Origin of the sequence: Mannheimia glucosida (genome assembly GCF_046267875.1) — a bacterium.
In the GTDB taxonomy this organism is placed as follows: domain Bacteria; phylum Pseudomonadota; class Gammaproteobacteria; order Enterobacterales; family Pasteurellaceae; genus Mannheimia; species Mannheimia glucosida.
The window spans coordinates 78,919-95,264 of record NZ_CP176502.1 but is presented as its reverse complement, the minus strand read 5'-3'; the positions used below and the strand labels follow the sequence as shown (position 1 = coordinate 95,264).

Here is a 16,346-nt window from a genome sequence, read left to right as displayed (position 1 = left end):
TTATAAGGAACTTACTATGGGCTTATTTGATTTTGTTGGCGACATTGGTCGTAAATTATTTAATAAAGAAGAAGATGCTTCAAAAGCGGTTACAGAGCATTTGGCGGAAGACAATCCGGGCGTTGAAAATGTAAACGTAACGGTTGAAAACGGGGTAGCGAAAATTTCAGGCATTGCTTCAACCGCAGCAGCTGTTGAGAAAGCGGTATTGATGGCGGGTAATGTGGCTGGTATCACTGAGGTAAATATTGATGAAGTGACCTTGCCTGATGACGTGCAACTTGCAAGTGATGATGAGCTTTATGTTATCCAAAAAGGGGATACGTTGTGGGAAATCGCCACAAAAGCTTATGGTAACGGTGCAAAATATAAAGCGATTGTAGAAGCAAATAAAGAAGTTATTAAAGACGAAAATAAAATCTTCCCAGGGCAAAAAATTCGTATCCCGAAAGGTTTATAATCAAATTGAAAGAGCTAAGCTGGTCGAAAGTTTAGCTCTTTTTGTAGGTGGTGTTAGACTGAAAATGGATATTGAATGGCAGGGTGGTATTCATAACCTTCAACTTTGAAATCATCTAAGCTCACCCAAGTTTCTAAATCTTCTAAGGATTTTATATCAGGATTAATGATTAATTTAGGTGCATTGAGTGGTTCTCGCTTAAGTTGAACATCACGCATTAATTCTAGTTGATCTTCATAAATATGCGCATTGACAATTTTATGGAACGCTTGTCCTGCCTTATGCCCTGTAATTTGAGCCATTAAAGCTAAAAAGGTATAGCATTGAATCATATTCCAATTTAACCCAAGCGGTACATCTGCCGAACGCTGAGTACTATTCAGGTAAAGCGTGCCATCAAGTAGAGAAAAATGATGGCTGTGTAAACAAGGACGTAAGCAGCCCATATGGAAAGCGCCGGGGTGGTAGAAGGTATAAATTTCACCACGGTTATCAATTCCTTTTTTCAAATCGTCCACAATTTGTCGCAATAAATCGACTGAGCCACCGTCTGGTTTCGGGAAATTACGCCCTACTGCGCCGTAAACCAAGCCCATATCATCTTCCCCTTTTCGATAGGGATTAGCAAGCCATTGTGCATTTTCATTTGCATTAGCGTCCCACGATTTTGTGCCTAATTGACGGAAATCAGCAGCATTACTATAGCCTCGAATATAGCCTAAAAGTTCGGCAATCGCAGCTTTCCAATAACTACGGCGAGTGGTAACTAAAGGAAATTCTCCTTTTTCTACGTCATAAGTTAAGTCAGCATTAATGACTGTGAGGCAGTGTTTGCCTGTACGTTCATTTGCAACCCATTTGCCTTCGCTAACGATGCGGTTACATAAGTCTAAATACTGTTTCATTATTTACCTCATAAAAAATTTTAGGTAATTTTGCCATTTATTCGGTAAAATAGCTAAAACTTTATGACACAACACAATAAGGAGTTATGGATATGAAAGGTATAATGAAATCCATTCTGGTTTTTTCCACCGCTGTTTTTTTAGCAGCTTGTTCATCGAATAAAAGCGGTTGGACACGTTTAAATGATAATGATGTTGATCAGAAATCTTATGCTATTGCTTATGGTGCAACGGCTCAGACTTATGCGGATAGAGTAAATGAAAGCTATGATATCAATTCCTTTATGAATGGGGTAAATGATTGGTACACTAAAAAGGTTACATTGCCAATTGAGCAAATTAGAGCAATAACGATTAATCGAATGTTAGACCATAATGTGTATGCTTATTATAGTGGTGTGATTTATGCCGCAGATTTGCAGGCAAATTTCAATCATTTAGATCCTAATTGTTGGGGGCTTGTTCAACCAGCGAGTATGACCCAGGGCATTCACGATGCGATGTTAGATTTACAGAAGAACAAAGTTCGTGGAGATGAGTATATCAAAAATGGGGTTGAGCAAATATTGCACCTTTGTGTAAAAACGATTGCTGAAGATGAAAATAAATCGCAATCTAAAGGTAAAACCAAAAAGCATAAATAAGTTAAGCTATGACAAGCGGTAAAATTTTTAAAAAATTTTACCGCTTTTTTATAACTGTATGAAATGTTTAATATTTATTCTATGAAACTTAAAAAAACAGCGTTTTGTTTATTCAATAGGCAAACACTCGGGATTTTTCAATTTTCAGGAAAAAGAATTTGACATCTTTTTAAATTCTAGTAATATGGCGCCCACAGACACAGTGAGTGGTGAGATGGCCGAGCAGGCTGAAGGCGCTCCCCTGCTAAGGGAGTATAGGGTTAAAAAGCTCTATCGAGGGTTCGAATCCCTCTCTCACCGCCATTTACTTTATCACGCACCCGTAGCTCAGCTGGATAGAGTACTCGGCTACGAACCGAGCGGTCAGAGGTTCGAATCCTCTCGGGTGCGCCATTTTAATTTTTACTCTATTCAAATTAAAATGGTTGCTGATAAAATTAAATAAACTTACAATTCAAATATACGCACCCGTAGCTCAGCTGGATAGAGTACTCGGCTACGAACCGAGCGGTCAGAGGTTCGAATCCTCTCGGGTGCGCCATTTCTATATTATATCCATTATATTCCCATTTTATTTTTTTAATAAATAATTAAACTATAAAGTATTATTCCGTTAATTTGTAATTTCAGATAGGCTTAATGCTTAGCTTGAAATAATGAGGATTTTAAATTGAAAGGATTAATTGCTCGCCTTTTTATTGCCGTAGCATTGTTACTGTGGGCTTGGGATATGATTTTTCCTTGGCAAAAAATCATTCATTCAGAAGCAAATCATTATACACAAATTCAGCAAAGCAAAACGTTAAAGGTTGGAATGATCAACCATCCACTTTCTTACTTTGTTGGTCCTGAAGGAAAAAGTGGCATTGAATATGATTTAGCAACAGCCTTTGCTCAATATTTAAAGGTCAATCTTGATATTAAAACTTATGATAGTAGCGAGAAATTGTTTGAGGCCTTAAGAAATAATGATGTTGATATTGCTGCCGCTGGGCTGCTTTACCATTCTGAATTAAACGATGAATTTCAGATAGGTCCTTCCTATTATTCGGCTTCTTGGCAGCTTGTTTATAAAAAGGGAAGTGCTAGACCATATCGACTTTCCGATTTGCGGGAAAATGTGATTATTCCAGCCGGTTCTGCGGTAATTCCAATATTAAATCAGCTTAAGGTGGATAATCCGGAACTAAAATGGCAGATCTCGGATAAATTTACACAAGAAGAGCTATTGTTAAAAGTCGCACAAGGTGAAATTTCACATACAATTGCAATGTCGGTTGATATTTCTGCTGCACAGCATATTAATCCTAATTTAGCCGTAGGGTTTGATTTAACTGATGAAAACCCAGTGTTATGGTATTTAGCAAATAGTTCTTATAGTGAACTGCAATCTGTGCTGCTGGATTTTATGTCTTATTCTATGGAAACTGGGCTGATATCAAGAATAGAAGAGAAATATTTTAATCATTTAGCTAAGTTTGATTATGTTGATATTCAGAGCTATTTGAATGCAATTAAAACTATTTTACCTAAATATGAACCCCTTTTTCGGGCACATAAAGGTGAATTAGAATGGCAAATGCTGGCGGCTATCGCCTATCAGGAGTCTCATTGGGATCCTAATGCAACTTCTCCAACCGGAGTGAGGGGAATTATGATGCTGACAAAAGATACGGCAGATAGAATGAAAATTTCTGATAGGACTAACCCTGCACAAAGTATCAAAGCGGGATCTGAATATTTACATATGCTAATGAGACAAATGCCGGAAACTATTCCTCAAGCAGATAGAATTTGGTATAGCCTAGCAGCGTATAATATGGGATTGGGTCACTTGTTGGATCTTCGTCGATTAACAAAACAACTTGGTGGTGATCCGGATAATTGGCTTGATGTTAAAAAGAATCTGCCATTGCTTGCGGAAAAACGTTATTATGCTAATCTAAAATACGGCTATGCTCGAGGATATGAAGCATTACAGTATGTTGAAAATATACGGCGTTATTATGGTAGTATTATTAATTATCAACGAGTTGAAGAGCAAAAGATGCAAGAACAAGAAAATTTATCAGATGGTCAAATAAAACAGGAGAATTCTTATTATGAGAAAATTGAAGAAAAAGAAATCCCTACCGACAAGGAAATTACGCCTGCGTCAAATTAAGCAAATTAAAGATAGAAAAAGATTAATTTCTGCACGTAGAAAGGCATTTATGCAGATGCAACAGGCCATCTGAATTTATTTTCCCTTTTTAGTTATGACTTTAAAGGGATTATTAGATTATGATATAAGTTTTAGGCTTTGATACTAAATAGATGGTGGGCGATACCGGTCTCGAACCAGTGACCCCCTCCTTGTAAGGGAGGTGCTCTCCCAACTGAGCTAATCGCCCTTCAGATACGAAAAATCGTCATTTGAAGTTTGTGATTTTAGTCTTAAGTGGTGGGCGATACCGGTCTCGAACCAGTGACCCCCTCCTTGTAAGGGAGGTGCTCTCCCAACTGAGCTAATCGCCCACTTGAGACTTAAAATCAAAGGGAATTTGAAAACGAAACACTTAAGTTGAAGTGGTGGGCGATACCGGTCTCGAACCAGTGACCCCCTCCTTGTAAGGGAGGTGCTCTCCCAACTGAGCTAATCGCCCGTTTTCAAAATTAGATTGTGATACAACAACGAAACACTTAAGTTGAAGTGGTGGGCGATACCGGTCTCGAACCAGTGACCCCCTCCTTGTAAGGGAGGTGCTCTCCCAACTGAGCTAATCGCCCGTTGTTGTGGAAGTGAATTATAGAGATTTTTGCTGTTTCGTCAAACCCTTTTTATTCTTTTCACCCCGTTTGCTGATTTTTTACCCCACAAATTTAATTTTTTACTATGATTCACCCTTAAGCATAGTAAAATAGACAAGTTTTTCTTAAGAATCATCAATTAGGCAATATAAAATGAAAATTGAAACCCTTTTCCCCTTAGATCCGAATGTAAAAGTCCGTACCCGTTTTGCACCTAGCCCAACCGGCTACTTGCACGTAGGAGGGGCGAGAACCGCTCTCTACTCTTGGTTATATGCTAAGCATAATGATGGTGAATTTGTGTTACGTATTGAAGATACCGATCTTGAACGCTCAACCCCTGAGGCAACCGCTGCTATTTTAGAAGGTATGGAATGGCTGGGTTTAGCGTGGGAACACGGCCCATACTTCCAAACCAAGCGTTTCGACCGCTATAACCAAGTGATCGACCAAATGTTAGAAGCTGGCACGGCATACCGTTGCTACTGCTCGAAAGAGCGTTTAGACGAAGTGCGTGCAGAGCAAGAAGCAAATAAAGAGAAAGCGAAATACGATCAGCACTGCTTACACAATCCACAAAACGACCCAAGCCAGCCACACGTTGTACGTTTTAAAAACCCAGCGCTCGGTTCGGTGGTGTTTGAAGATGCGGTGCGTGGACGAATTGAAATCGCCAACAGCGAATTGGATGACTTAATTATCCGCCGTACAGACGGTTCACCAACCTACAATTTCTGTGTAGTAGTGGACGACTGGGATATGGGCATCACCCACGTTGTGCGGGGCGAAGACCACATCAACAACACCCCTCGCCAAATCAACATTTTGAAAGCCTTAGGTGCGCCAATTCCGACCTATGCGCACGTTTCAATGATCAACGGCGATGACGGGCAAAAACTCTCCAAACGCCACGGCGCAGTGAGCGTAATGCAGTATCGTGATGACGGCTATCTGCCTGAGGCGCTGATTAACTACCTCGTGCGTTTAGGTTGGGGACACGGCGACCAAGAAATTTTCACTCGTGACGAGATGATTGAGCTTTTCGACATTCATTCTGTAAGCAAATCGGCAAGTGCCTTCAATACCGAAAAATTGCAGTGGCTGAACCAGCACTATATCCGCAGTCTTGCCCCAAGTTATGTGGCAAAACATCTTGAATGGCATATGCAAACTCAAGGCATTGATTTCACAAGCGGTCCAAAATTGGAAGAAATTATCCCTGTACTGGGCGAACGTTGCAAAACCTTAAAAGAGCTTGCCGAAAGCAGCCGCTATTTCTATCAAGAATTTAAGGCTTACGACGAAAAAGCTGCCGCTAAAAACTTCAAAGCCGAAGCCGTTGCTCCACTTGCAAAATTATTGGAAAAATTGACCGCTTGCAATGACTGGACGGTGGAAAATATCCACGAGGCAATGAACCAAACCGCTGCCGAGCTGGAAATCGGTATGGGCAAAGTCGGTATGCCGTTCCGTTTAGCGGTAACAGGAAGTGGGCAATCGCCGTCAATGGATATCACCGCCAAATTAGTCGGTAAAGAAAGAACCTTAGCTCGCTTACAAAAAGCGATTGAGTTTATTCAGGCGAATAGCTAGTTTTTAATCAATCAACACCTTGCTTGATTAAAGCCATTGACATCTTCAAGCGGAAAGCATATTATTCCGCTTGTATTAAGGGGGTATAGCTCAGTTGGGAGAGCGCTTGCATGGCATGCAAGAGGTCATCGGTTCGATCCCGTTTACCTCCACCAAATTTATAATCGCATCAGTATTCATTGATGCGATTTTTCTTTTTGGCTATTCGTTATTTTTCGCTAAATTTAGCATTTCTTTTGCATTAGCTAAAACCGTTTCGGTGATTTCACTCCCACCTAATAATCGAGCTAAGGCTTGAATACGCTCTTCTTCTGTGAGTAACGTCATTTGCGTTTCAGTTTGATTATTTTCCACATATTTTTGTACGTTAAAATGGCGGTTTCCGTAACTTGCCACTTGAGGTAAATGGGTTACACATAATACTTGGCATTTTTCTCCTAGTTTACGAAGTAATTTTCCGACCGTAGTTGCAGCTGAACCACTAATCCCAACATCAACTTCATCAAAAATAATGGTTGGTGTAGAAAGTTTATTTGCGGTAAGCACTTGTACCGCCAGAGAAATGCGAGACAGCTCACCACCAGAAGCAATTTTTGCCAGTGGTTGGGCTTGTTGCCCTAAATTGCTGCGTAAATTAAACTCGACATAGTCAGCACCATTTGCAGACATTTTTTCAAGATTATGTTCTATATGAATAAAGAACTCACCGTTTTCCATTGCTAAGTGTTTAATTTGTTTTGTTACTTGTTCAGAGAGCTTATGTGCGGCATCTAGACGTTTTTGGTAAATTTCTTCTGCTAATGTTATACACTCTTGGTAAGCTTGTTTTTCATTTTGAATGAGTTGTTCTTCATTATCTTCAAAATCCAGTAATTCCTGTAGTTCTGCTTTTAATGTCGCGTGATATTGCCATAATTCATTCGGTTGAATATGGTGTTTGCGTGCTAACGATATAGTTTGTGCAATTCTATTATCCAGCTCCTGTAGTAATTCCGGATCTTGTTCAATTTTACTGGCTAATTGAGCCACTTCGGAGCTTGCTTCTTGAATCTGAATCAGGGCCTCATTAAGCATATCTAAAATGCCCTGATATTGGCTATCAACCTCAGCCAAGTTTTCTGCATTGCGTAACGCTTTATAAATCAGACTGTTTGCATTGATTTCATCATCACTTAATAAGCGTATGATTTCATCTGAAAGCTCAGTAAGCTCCTCGGAAGAAGACAAGATATTGTATTTCTCTTCCATTTCTTCAAATTCGTTTGCTTTAATTGCAAATTCATCTAATTCCTCAACTTGATATTCTAATAGCTGTTTGCGAGCTTCATTTTCTTGGCACTGTTTTTGGAAATTTTTTACCTGCTTATTCAGTTCTTTCCAATTCCCATATTGCTTTGCCATCTTCATCAATAGAGGCTGTAACGTGGCATAATGATCGACTATTTCAAGTTGATATTCGTTTTTTAGGAGTAATTGTGGTGCGTGTTGCCCATTTAAATGAATAAGATATTGCCCCAACTCTCGAAGTTGTGAAACAGGTAATGATCGGTTATTTACAAAGGCTTTTGAGCGTCCATCAATATTAATCATACGGCGTAAGATACACTCTTGAGGATTATCTTCATCAAGCAGTTCATGCTCTTGTAGCCATAAATAAGCAGGGCTATGTGGCTGCATAGTAAAGGTTGCACTTATATCTGCTTTGTCCGAACCGTTTCTAATCATCCCACTTTCAGAACGATAACCCAAGCATAGCCCTAAGGCATCAATAGCGATTGATTTCCCGGCACCGGTTTCACCGGTAATAACAGACATACCTTCATTTAATTCAAGAATAAGATGGCGAACAATCGCAAAATTATTAATAGTAAGTTGAGTAAGCATAATACACCACACAAGATTAACTGTATGGGTATATAGTACAACTGTTTTTTTAAACAGTAAATAGATAAGGGCGAAAAAATCGCTAATGAGGCGGGTTGCAAGCGGTTAAATATTAGAAAAAATTTGCAAAATAAAAGACGAACATTTCTGTTCGTCTTTTAAGCCATTTAGACTAAATAAAAATTTCTTGTTGTACTTGGTAACCTTGTGGGACTTCTGCTTTATCTTCAAAGGTAACAAACTCCCAAGCGTTTTTATTTTCCAATACAGCTCTTAATAATTTATTATTAACGCCATGACCTGATTTATATGCACTAAATTCACCTAGGATATTATAACCACACATATATAAGTCACCTATCGAATCCAGCATTTTATGGCGAACCAGTTCATCTTTAAATCGTAAACCGTCTTCATTTAGAATTCGGTAATCATCTAATACAATAGCATTATCAAGGCTTCCACCTAATGCAAGACCAATAGATTGCAAGTATTCTACATCCTTCATAAATGTAAAGGTTCTCGCTCGACTTAGTTGCTGAATAAAGTTCTCAGCAGAAAAATCAATGGAATAGCTCCCTACATTTTTGGGGATTAATGGGTGCTCAAAGTCAATAGTGAAGTTCAATTTAAAACCTTTATTGTATGGTTTTAATTCGGCCCATTTATCGCCTTCTTCAACGCGTACTGTTTCTTTAATGCGAATAAATTTCTTCGGTGCATCTTGTTCTTCGATTCCAGCATCTAATAAAAGATAGATAAATGGGCTTGAACTACCGTCCATAATCGGAATTTCAGGTGCATCTACTTCAACAATAACATTATCTAAGCCTAATGCTGACATTGCTGCGTTTAAATGTTCTACTGTTGAAATACGAACACCATCATCATTTACCATACATGTGCATAATTGTGTATCACGAATAGAGTCTGCGCTTGCAGGGAAATAAACGACAGGCTCTAAATCGGTACGGGCATAAATAACCCCAGTATTTGCCGGCGCAGGGCGTAACGTTAAGGTTACTTTTTTGCCGCTATGTAAGCCAATACCTGTTACTTTTGCTGCTTGTTTTAATGTTCTTTGTTTAGTCATATTTTGTCCTTACTTCCGAAATGAGTGGAAGTTATTGACTATTTCTCATAAAACCCGGAATTGAATTTGGGTTAAAAATTTGTGCTGTATCAACTGATTGTGGTTTTGGAGCCACAGGTTGTTGTAGTGGTTGTGGTTGACCACTAAATTGATTTGGCTGACCATAACTTGACGGTTGAGTAAAGTTTGGTTGTTGTACCACATGGTTTGGCTGAGTAGGCTGTGTAGCTTGAACATGATTTCCTTGCTGTGCATATACCGGCTGAGCCTTATGTGGCATATGTAGAGCTTCCTCAGGTTGACCTATTCCTGTTGCAACAAGTGTTACACTTACTTTTCCATCCATTTCAGGGTAATAGTTACAACCAAATACAATTGCAGCATCTTCTGTTGCAAAGCCATAAATTAAGTCCATCATAGCATAAACTTCTTCTAATAAGAAATCGGTCCCAGCACTGATGTTGATGAGCATACCACTTGCACCTGAAATATCCACATTTTCAAGTAATGGGCTAGAAATAGCATCATTCATCGCTTTTTCCGCTCGTCCTTCACCGACTTCACCTTCAGCAAAACCTGTACCAATCATAGCGTGTCCCTTACCAGACATTACTGTACGAACATCAGCGAAGTCTACGTTAATATCTGCACCGGTAGAACCGCCCGAGCTGGTAATCATATTGGTAATACCAAGCACACAGTTACTTAAAACATCATTTGCTGCGGCAAATGCATCTACTGCTGTTGTTTGCTTACCTAAACCACGTAATTTATCATTAGGAATGATAATAAGAGAATCAACATATTGAGAAAGCTCTTTAATGCCTTGGTCTGCAAAGCGCATACGGCGAGGACCTTCGAAGCGGAAAGGTTTTGTTACAACGCCTACAGTTAGTGAGCCTTGCTCTTTAGCAATTTGAGCAACAACAGGGGCTGCTCCGGTACCGGTACCTCCACCCATACCAACAGCAATAAAGGTCATATTTGCACCTTTTAATGCATTAGCGATAGCCTCACGATCTTCTTCGGCAGCTTGTTTTCCTACCATTGGATCAGCACCTGCACCTAAACCTTTAGTTGTACTTGCTCCAATTTGGATAGTTTGGCGTGTGGTTCTTTTTCTTAAAACTTGAGCATCAGTATTTACATCAAAGAATTCAACACCTTTAATATCATCGGCAGAGCGAGACATTCTATCTACGGCATTACCGCCACCGCCACCAACACCCACTACCTTAATGATAGCATCTTGCGTTTGTTCAATAATAGGTTCAAACATTTTTATCTCCCTGCGTGTTTATTTTAACACTATTAAAATTTTGATTTGAAGAAGTCAATGATTTTCTTGGTTCCACGACCAATAGGAGCAAAGATATCTTCATTAGAATCTGTACTTGTACCTTGTTCAGTATAATTATAGTGGCTATATTGTAAAAGCCCTAATGCTGTTGCATATTGTGGTTTATTCACATAATCGGTTAAGCCAGTAATATTGAGTGGATATCCAACACGAACTTGTGAACCAAAAATTGATTTAGCACATTCTACAATATCTTCAATTTGTGAGCCACCACCAGTAATGACTACACCGGCAATTAACTCTTGTTTTATGCCTTTTTGGAAAAGTTCATGGCGCAATTGGGTTAATTCCTCTTCAACAACTTTTAACAAATCGCTATAACATTGCGATGTAACGGTTGCTACTTGCGCGCGAGTAAAGGTTCTTGCCATCCGTCCACCTAGTCCTGCCACCTCAATTTTTTTATCTGAATTATGGGTTGGAGGTGAAATTGCGCTACCATAACCTACTTTAAGGCTTTCAGCTTCAGGGCGAGATGTCGTAAATACACGAGCCAAATAATCAGTAATGTTATTACCTGCAAATGGAATGACTTTACTGTATCTTAATGCACCATCGGTATAAACTAGTACATCCATCGTACCGCCACCAATATCAATTAAGCAAACACCCAGTTCTTTTTCATCTTCAGTTAAAACAGAATAGCTAGAGGCAAGACCTGAAAATACAACTTGATCGACTTTTAATTTAGCATGTTCAACCGCATTTTTTAAGTTTTTTAACCAAGCTTGATGGCAAGCAATTAAGTGTGCTTGAACTTGTAAACGCATACCCGATAAGCCAATTGGATTTTTAGTCGCAGGCAATCTATCTACGTGATATTCTTGTGGAATCATGTGTAATGTTTCTAAGCCATCTTGTAATTTAATTGCCTTTGCCATATCCACAGCACTTTCAATGTTATCTTGGGTAACAATACCTCCAGATAATGTTGATGATCCTGCTTCATTTAAACCAACAATATGCTGACCTGAGATCGCCAGTGTTACACCCATAATTTGACAATCGGCAATAGATTCTGCCTGCTCAATGGCTCTTTGAATAGAATTAACGGCAGCGTCAAGATCAATAACGCCACCTCGATCGACTCCTTTAGAAGGGCAAACGCCAGCTCCCATAACATTAATTACACCATCAGGTAATACTTCACCAACGACGGCAACAACCTTTGATGTCCCAATGTCAAGACCAACGATAATTTTTGATTCTACTGCTTTTGTCATAATATTTTTTGTGTTCACTGAGTTTAATTTTTTATAGGACTAAATCCAACCGCCGCGCCATGTGGATAACGTAAATCAACATAAGCTAATCTATTACCTTCAGGTATATGAATTTCAGGAAAGATTGTTACAAAACGATCAATTTTAGAAGTCCATTCCCCTCTTCCTAATCTTAATTCTACTTGATTAGAAAGCCTAATTGTCCAAGAACCTCGATTATCTACAGAAACGGAGGTTAAATCCAAGTTGCGGGCATTTAGATCAGCTCGGATTTTATTCCATGCCTCTAATACACTTTTTCCTTCCGTATCTGGACCATAGAGTAATGGAAGTCCATTTTTATCGATTCTGTCTTTCGGTAAACTAAAGACGGTTCCTTGTTCTGAGACAAAGTTAGTATCATTCCAAATTGCAACGGGTTTATGTTCTAGCAAAGTAATACTTAATCGGTCGGGATAAAGTTTACGAACAGCCACATCTTTAACCCAAGGTATAGATAAAAGCTTATCTTTGACCTCTTGAATATTTTGTCCGAAATATCCTTTTAGAGCAGGTTCTTTAGACAAAGTTTCACGAATATCTGCATTTGTTGTAAATTGTGTTTTATGTGTTAATGCATAAGCGCGAATCGGTGTTTTATCCCAACTTTCGAGTATATTTTGCCAATTACTATACACACCGAATATAAATAGTGTACATAATAACACAATTAATGGCTTAATGAATACTAGCCATTTACGTGGAGAAACAGGTGTTTTTGGATTAAGAACATTCAAACGCACATTTGTGCTGTTCTTCTTGCGGAAGATGCCCATTAAGCACTTAACTCCAATACGCGTTCAACTAATTTTTCAAAGGAAATACCAACTGTTGCTGCCGATTTTGGGAAAATACTGTGACTGGTCATTCCCGGGTTGGTATTTACTTCAACCAAGCGGAATTTTCCTTCGCCATCTTCCATCACATCAATACGGCTCCAACCTCGACAGCCAACCACATCGTAAGCCGCTTTCACTAATTTGGCGACCTCTGCTTGGCGTTCGTCATTTAATGCCGGTACTACATATTGGGTGTTATCCGACACATATTTTGCGTGGTAGTCATAAAATTCGCCGTCCGGAATTACTTGTACCGCCGGTAGAACTTGTCCGTCTAATACCGGTACAGAATATTCATTACCGGCTAAAAATTCTTCCACCAACACAATGGAATCAAACTTTAATGCCTCGTGAATTGCCGGTGCCAATTCTTCTTTGGTTTTTACTTTGAATACACCCACACTTGAGCCTTCACACGAAGGCTTCACAAATACCGGCAAGCCTAATTTTGCAATAATTTGGTCAAAATCGACCGCTTGTCCACGCTGAACCACCACCATATCCGCTGTTGGTAAACCTACTGCATTCCATAATAATTTAGTCCGGAATTTATCCAGCGTCACTGCTGATGCCATTACGCCACAACCGGTGTAAGGAATCCCCATTTGCTCTAACGCACCTTGCAGTACGCCATTTTCGCCAATACCGCCGTGTAAAATATTAAATACACGCTGAATCCCTTTTTCTTTTAATTTTTCAATCGGGAATTCTTTAGTATCAATGCCTTCTACGTTATAGCCTAAACTTTTTAATGCAGCTGTTACCGCTGCACCAGAATTCAGTGAAACTTCACGCTCTTGCGAAACGCCACCGAATAAGACGGCAATTTTTTCGTTTTTAATACTCATTTGAAATCCTTTAAATATATACCCTCTCTCTGAAAAATACTTCTGAACGAAGTATTTTTCGGTCTCTCTCCCGCAAGGGGAGAGAGTATTTAATTTTTCCAGCTCTCAGCCAAGCCACGAGAAATGCGGCTTACACTGCCCGCACCTTGTGCCAAAATTAAATCACCGTCTTGAATAATTTGATCTAATACCTCGCCAAGTTGATCGGTATCTGAAACCAAAATCGGATCGACCTTACCTAAATTACGGATTGAACGGGCTAAGGCTTTACTGTCGGCTCCCACAATCGGTGCTTCGCCGGCAGCGTACACATCTAATAAAATCAGGGCATCGACTTTAGACAGCACTTGCACAAATTCATCGAATAAATCACGGGTACGCGAATAGCGGTGCGGTTGGAAAATCATCACCACACGTTTGCCCTCCCAGCCTGAACGAGCGGCTTGAATGGTTACATCAACCTCTGTTGGGTGGTGACCGTAGTCATCAACTAACATAATTTTGCCATTCGGGCGAATGAATGAACCTAATTGGTCAAAACGGCGTCCTGCCCCTTGGAAATCAGCTAGGGCAGCTAGAATCGCCTCATTACCAATCCCTTCTTCTTTTGCCACCGCTAACGCAGCGGTTGCATTTAAGGCATTGTGCATACCCGGCACGTTCAACAGTACATCAATTCGCTCACCACTTGGGCAAACTACGGTGTAATGTCCTTGGAAGCCTGTTTGCTGATAATCTTCAATTCGGTAATCCGCATTTTCGCTAAAACCATAGGTAATCACTTGTCTGCCGACACGTGGGGCAATTTCCATGACCGTTTCATCATCGGCACACATTACCGCTAAGCCGTAGAAAGGTAAGTTACGCAAAAATCGCACGTAAGTCTCTTTCATTTTCTCGAAATCGCCGCCATAGGTATCCATATGGTCAGGCTCAATGTTGGTTACTACCGACACCATTGGCTGCAAGTGTAAGAAAGAAGCATCACTTTCATCGGCTTCGGCAATTAAATAACGACTTGCCCCCAAATGGGCGTTTTTGCCGGCAGATTTGACCAAACCACCATTCACGAAAGTCGGATCTAATTTTGCTTCGGTGTAGATCATTGAAATCATTGCGGTTGTAGTGGTTTTACCGTGTGTGCCGGCAATCGCAATGCCGTGGCGAAAACGCATAATCTCGGCAAGCATTTCCGCTCGGCGAATCACCGGGATTCTTGCTTCACGAGCCGCAATAATTTCAGGGTTAGTTTCATCAATCGCAGTAGAAACCACCACCACACTCGCTCCTGCAATATTTTCTGCTTGGTGTCCGATAAAGACTTTTGCCCCGGCTGAAGATAAACGCTGTGTAACCGCACCGTCTGCAATATCCGAGCCTGAAATTTGGTATCCCTCATTTAATAACACTTCCGCAATACCGCTCATACCGGCTCCGCCAATCCCGATAAAATGGATTTGGCTGACACGACGCATTTCAGGCACTAATTTTTTGACTTTATCTTGGAAATTTTTCATCTATTGTCCTTTTCTATCTATTCGCAAGCGGTTAAATTTTGCAAAATTTTTACCAAAAATGACCGCTTGTAGTAAGTTAATTCGCTTCTTGAATAATCACTTCCGCCACTCGTTTTGCTGCCGTTGGGGTGGATTTTGCTCTGGCTCGCATCGCCATATCCAATAAGAGTTGGCGATTAGCAATTAACGGCTCTAACGTTTTTAGTAAAGCCTCTGGCGTAAAATCACTTTGCTCAATAATCACCGCAGCACCATCTTCCGCCAAATAGTGAGCGTTTAAAAATTGTTGTCTGTCTTTATGTTGGAACGGCACAAACACAGCCGGCAAGCCTACGGCGGCAATTTCACACACCGTTAATGCACCGGAGCGGCAAATCACCAAATCCGCCCACTCATAGGCCGCTTTCATATCATCAATAAACTCGGAAGCAATCCCATTGCCGGTTTGTTGATAGACTTCTTCGATACCGGCTAAATTACCTTTACCGACTTGATGGCTGATAAATACATTATTTCCTAACACTTTTGCCACTTCAGGCACGGTTTGGTTAATCACTCTTGCCCCTTGGCTGCCACCCATTACTAAAATGTTAATCGGGTAGCCTCGTTCGGCGAAACGTTCATTCGGTAACGGAAGAGCAGATAAATCTTCACGCACAGGATTACCTACCACTTCAGCCTCTTTAAAAGCAGTCGGGAAAGCCTGTAGCACTTTACGGGCAATTTTAGATAGCCACACATTGGTTAAGCCGGCAACGGCGTTTTGCTCGTGTAAAATCACCGGTACGCCACATAATTTAGCGGCAATGCCACCCGGGCCGGACACATAACCGCCCATTCCCAACACCGCATCAGGCTGATAATTTTTAATAATTTTACGGGCCTGCATCACCGCTTTAAAAATAGCAAACGGCGCTTTCAATAATGCAGCAACGCCTTTGCCCCGCAAGCCTGAGATTTCAATAAAATCAATCTCAATGCCGTGTTTCGGCACAAGGATAGCCTCCATTCGGTCTTTCGTTCCTAGCCAGCGAATTTGCCAGCCTTGTTTTTGTAATTCTCGAGCCACTGCGATTGCAGGGAAAACGTGACCGCCAGTTCCGCCTGCCATCACTAATAATTTTTTTGTCATATTTAACTCTTTTTCATCT

General features: G+C 40.4%; 13 protein-coding genes and 8 tRNA genes. 8 read left to right on the top strand and 13 right to left on the bottom strand.

Translation table 11 applies throughout. The annotated features are described in order from the left end of the window. The first annotated feature begins 16 nt into the window (after nucleotides 1–16). A complete protein-coding gene (lysM, locus tag ACJ7Z2_RS00495) occupies nucleotides 17–460 on the top strand; it encodes a peptidoglycan-binding protein LysM (RefSeq protein WP_006249564.1) in 444 nt (147 codons plus the stop codon). A gap of 53 nt (nucleotides 461–513) precedes the next feature. Here lysM and ACJ7Z2_RS00490 read toward each other — a convergent pair whose 3' ends face one another. After that, a complete protein-coding gene (locus tag ACJ7Z2_RS00490) occupies nucleotides 514–1,365 on the bottom strand; it encodes a thymidylate synthase (RefSeq protein ID WP_006249565.1) in 852 nt (283 codons plus the stop codon). A gap of 92 nt (nucleotides 1,366–1,457) precedes the next feature. On the opposite strand from ACJ7Z2_RS00490, the gene ACJ7Z2_RS00485 reads away from it, so the two are divergent. From ACJ7Z2_RS00485 to mltF, 5 genes are all read left to right on the top strand, one after another. Continuing rightward, entirely contained in the window at nucleotides 1,458–2,009 is a 552-nt protein-coding gene (locus ACJ7Z2_RS00485; protein ID WP_021280149.1) for a hypothetical protein, read from the top strand. 208 nt (nucleotides 2,010–2,217) lie between these two features. After that, nucleotides 2,218–2,312 (top strand) — tRNA-Ser (locus tag ACJ7Z2_RS00480). A gap of 13 nt (nucleotides 2,313–2,325) precedes the next feature. Continuing rightward, nucleotides 2,326–2,402 (top strand) — tRNA-Arg (locus tag ACJ7Z2_RS00475). Nucleotides 2,403–2,473: 71 nt separating this feature from the next. Continuing rightward, nucleotides 2,474–2,550 (top strand) — tRNA-Arg (locus ACJ7Z2_RS00470). 129 nt (nucleotides 2,551–2,679) lie between these two features. Then, nucleotides 2,680–4,173: a membrane-bound lytic murein transglycosylase MltF gene (gene mltF / locus ACJ7Z2_RS00465; protein ID WP_409500432.1), complete on the top strand. Its 1,494-nt coding sequence runs from the start codon at nucleotides 2,680–2,682 to the stop codon at nucleotides 4,171–4,173. 153 nt (nucleotides 4,174–4,326) lie between these two features. On the opposite strand, the gene ACJ7Z2_RS00460 is transcribed toward mltF, so the two are convergent. The 4 genes from ACJ7Z2_RS00460 to ACJ7Z2_RS00445 form a co-directional block, all read right to left on the bottom strand. Then, nucleotides 4,327–4,402: transfer RNA gene (locus ACJ7Z2_RS00460), tRNA-Val, on the bottom strand. Between the two features lie 48 nt (nucleotides 4,403–4,450). Continuing rightward, nucleotides 4,451–4,526: transfer RNA gene (locus ACJ7Z2_RS00455), tRNA-Val, on the bottom strand. A gap of 52 nt (nucleotides 4,527–4,578) precedes the next feature. Next, nucleotides 4,579–4,654, bottom strand: a tRNA-Val gene (locus ACJ7Z2_RS00450). Nucleotides 4,655–4,702: 48 nt separating this feature from the next. Continuing rightward, nucleotides 4,703–4,778, bottom strand: a tRNA-Val gene (locus ACJ7Z2_RS00445). 174 nt (nucleotides 4,779–4,952) lie between these two features. Between ACJ7Z2_RS00445 and gltX the strand changes: the two genes are divergently transcribed. Together gltX and ACJ7Z2_RS00435 are read left to right on the top strand one after the other, a co-directional pair. Beyond that, nucleotides 4,953–6,392: a glutamate--tRNA ligase gene (gene gltX, locus ACJ7Z2_RS00440; RefSeq protein ID WP_409500431.1), complete on the top strand. Its 1,440-nt coding sequence runs from the start codon at nucleotides 4,953–4,955 to the stop codon at nucleotides 6,390–6,392. A gap of 79 nt (nucleotides 6,393–6,471) precedes the next feature. Next, nucleotides 6,472–6,547: transfer RNA gene (locus tag ACJ7Z2_RS00435), tRNA-Ala, on the top strand. A 46-nt stretch (nucleotides 6,548–6,593) separates the two neighbouring features. Here ACJ7Z2_RS00435 and recN read toward each other — a convergent pair. The 8 genes from recN to murG all read right to left on the bottom strand — a co-directional run bounded on the left by recN (nucleotide 6,594) and on the right by murG (nucleotide 16,327). Continuing rightward, the gene (gene recN, locus ACJ7Z2_RS00430) at nucleotides 6,594–8,276 is read right to left on the bottom strand and encodes a DNA repair protein RecN (protein WP_409500430.1); all 1,683 of its coding nucleotides are present in this window, start codon (nucleotides 8,274–8,276) and stop codon (nucleotides 6,594–6,596) included. A gap of 172 nt (nucleotides 8,277–8,448) precedes the next feature. Then, nucleotides 8,449–9,369 (bottom strand): UDP-3-O-acyl-N-acetylglucosamine deacetylase, encoded by a 921-nt coding sequence (lpxC, locus tag ACJ7Z2_RS00425; RefSeq protein ID WP_006249725.1) that lies wholly within the window; start codon nucleotides 9,367–9,369, stop codon nucleotides 8,449–8,451. 31 nt (nucleotides 9,370–9,400) lie between these two features. Continuing rightward, nucleotides 9,401–10,648, bottom strand: a complete 1,248-nt coding sequence (gene ftsZ / locus ACJ7Z2_RS00420; protein WP_409500429.1) for a cell division protein FtsZ — start codon at nucleotides 10,646–10,648, stop codon at nucleotides 9,401–9,403. 32 nt (nucleotides 10,649–10,680) lie between these two features. Continuing rightward, nucleotides 10,681–11,952 carry a cell division protein FtsA gene (gene ftsA / locus ACJ7Z2_RS00415; RefSeq protein WP_126301083.1) on the bottom strand — a complete coding sequence of 424 codons (1,272 nt, stop codon included), beginning with the start codon at nucleotides 11,950–11,952 and terminating at the stop codon, nucleotides 10,681–10,683. Between the two features lie 23 nt (nucleotides 11,953–11,975). Continuing rightward, a complete protein-coding gene (locus tag ACJ7Z2_RS00410) occupies nucleotides 11,976–12,767 on the bottom strand; it encodes a cell division protein FtsQ/DivIB (protein WP_021279753.1) in 792 nt (263 codons plus the stop codon). Continuing rightward, on the bottom strand, nucleotides 12,767–13,678 hold the full coding sequence (locus tag ACJ7Z2_RS00405; protein WP_040080614.1) for a D-alanine--D-alanine ligase: 912 nt from the start codon (nucleotides 13,676–13,678) through the stop codon (nucleotides 12,767–12,769). Before ACJ7Z2_RS00405 ends, ACJ7Z2_RS00410 begins: the two co-directional genes overlap by 1 nt. 89 nt (nucleotides 13,679–13,767) lie before the next feature. Then, nucleotides 13,768–15,195 carry a UDP-N-acetylmuramate--L-alanine ligase gene (murC, locus tag ACJ7Z2_RS00400; protein ID WP_409500428.1) on the bottom strand — a complete coding sequence of 476 codons (1,428 nt, stop codon included), beginning with the start codon at nucleotides 15,193–15,195 and terminating at the stop codon, nucleotides 13,768–13,770. A gap of 76 nt (nucleotides 15,196–15,271) precedes the next feature. Beyond that, a complete protein-coding gene (gene murG, locus ACJ7Z2_RS00395; RefSeq protein ID WP_409500427.1) occupies nucleotides 15,272–16,327 on the bottom strand; it encodes an undecaprenyldiphospho-muramoylpentapeptide beta-N-acetylglucosaminyltransferase in 1,056 nt (351 codons plus the stop codon). Nucleotides 16,328–16,346 lie beyond the last annotated feature (19 nt).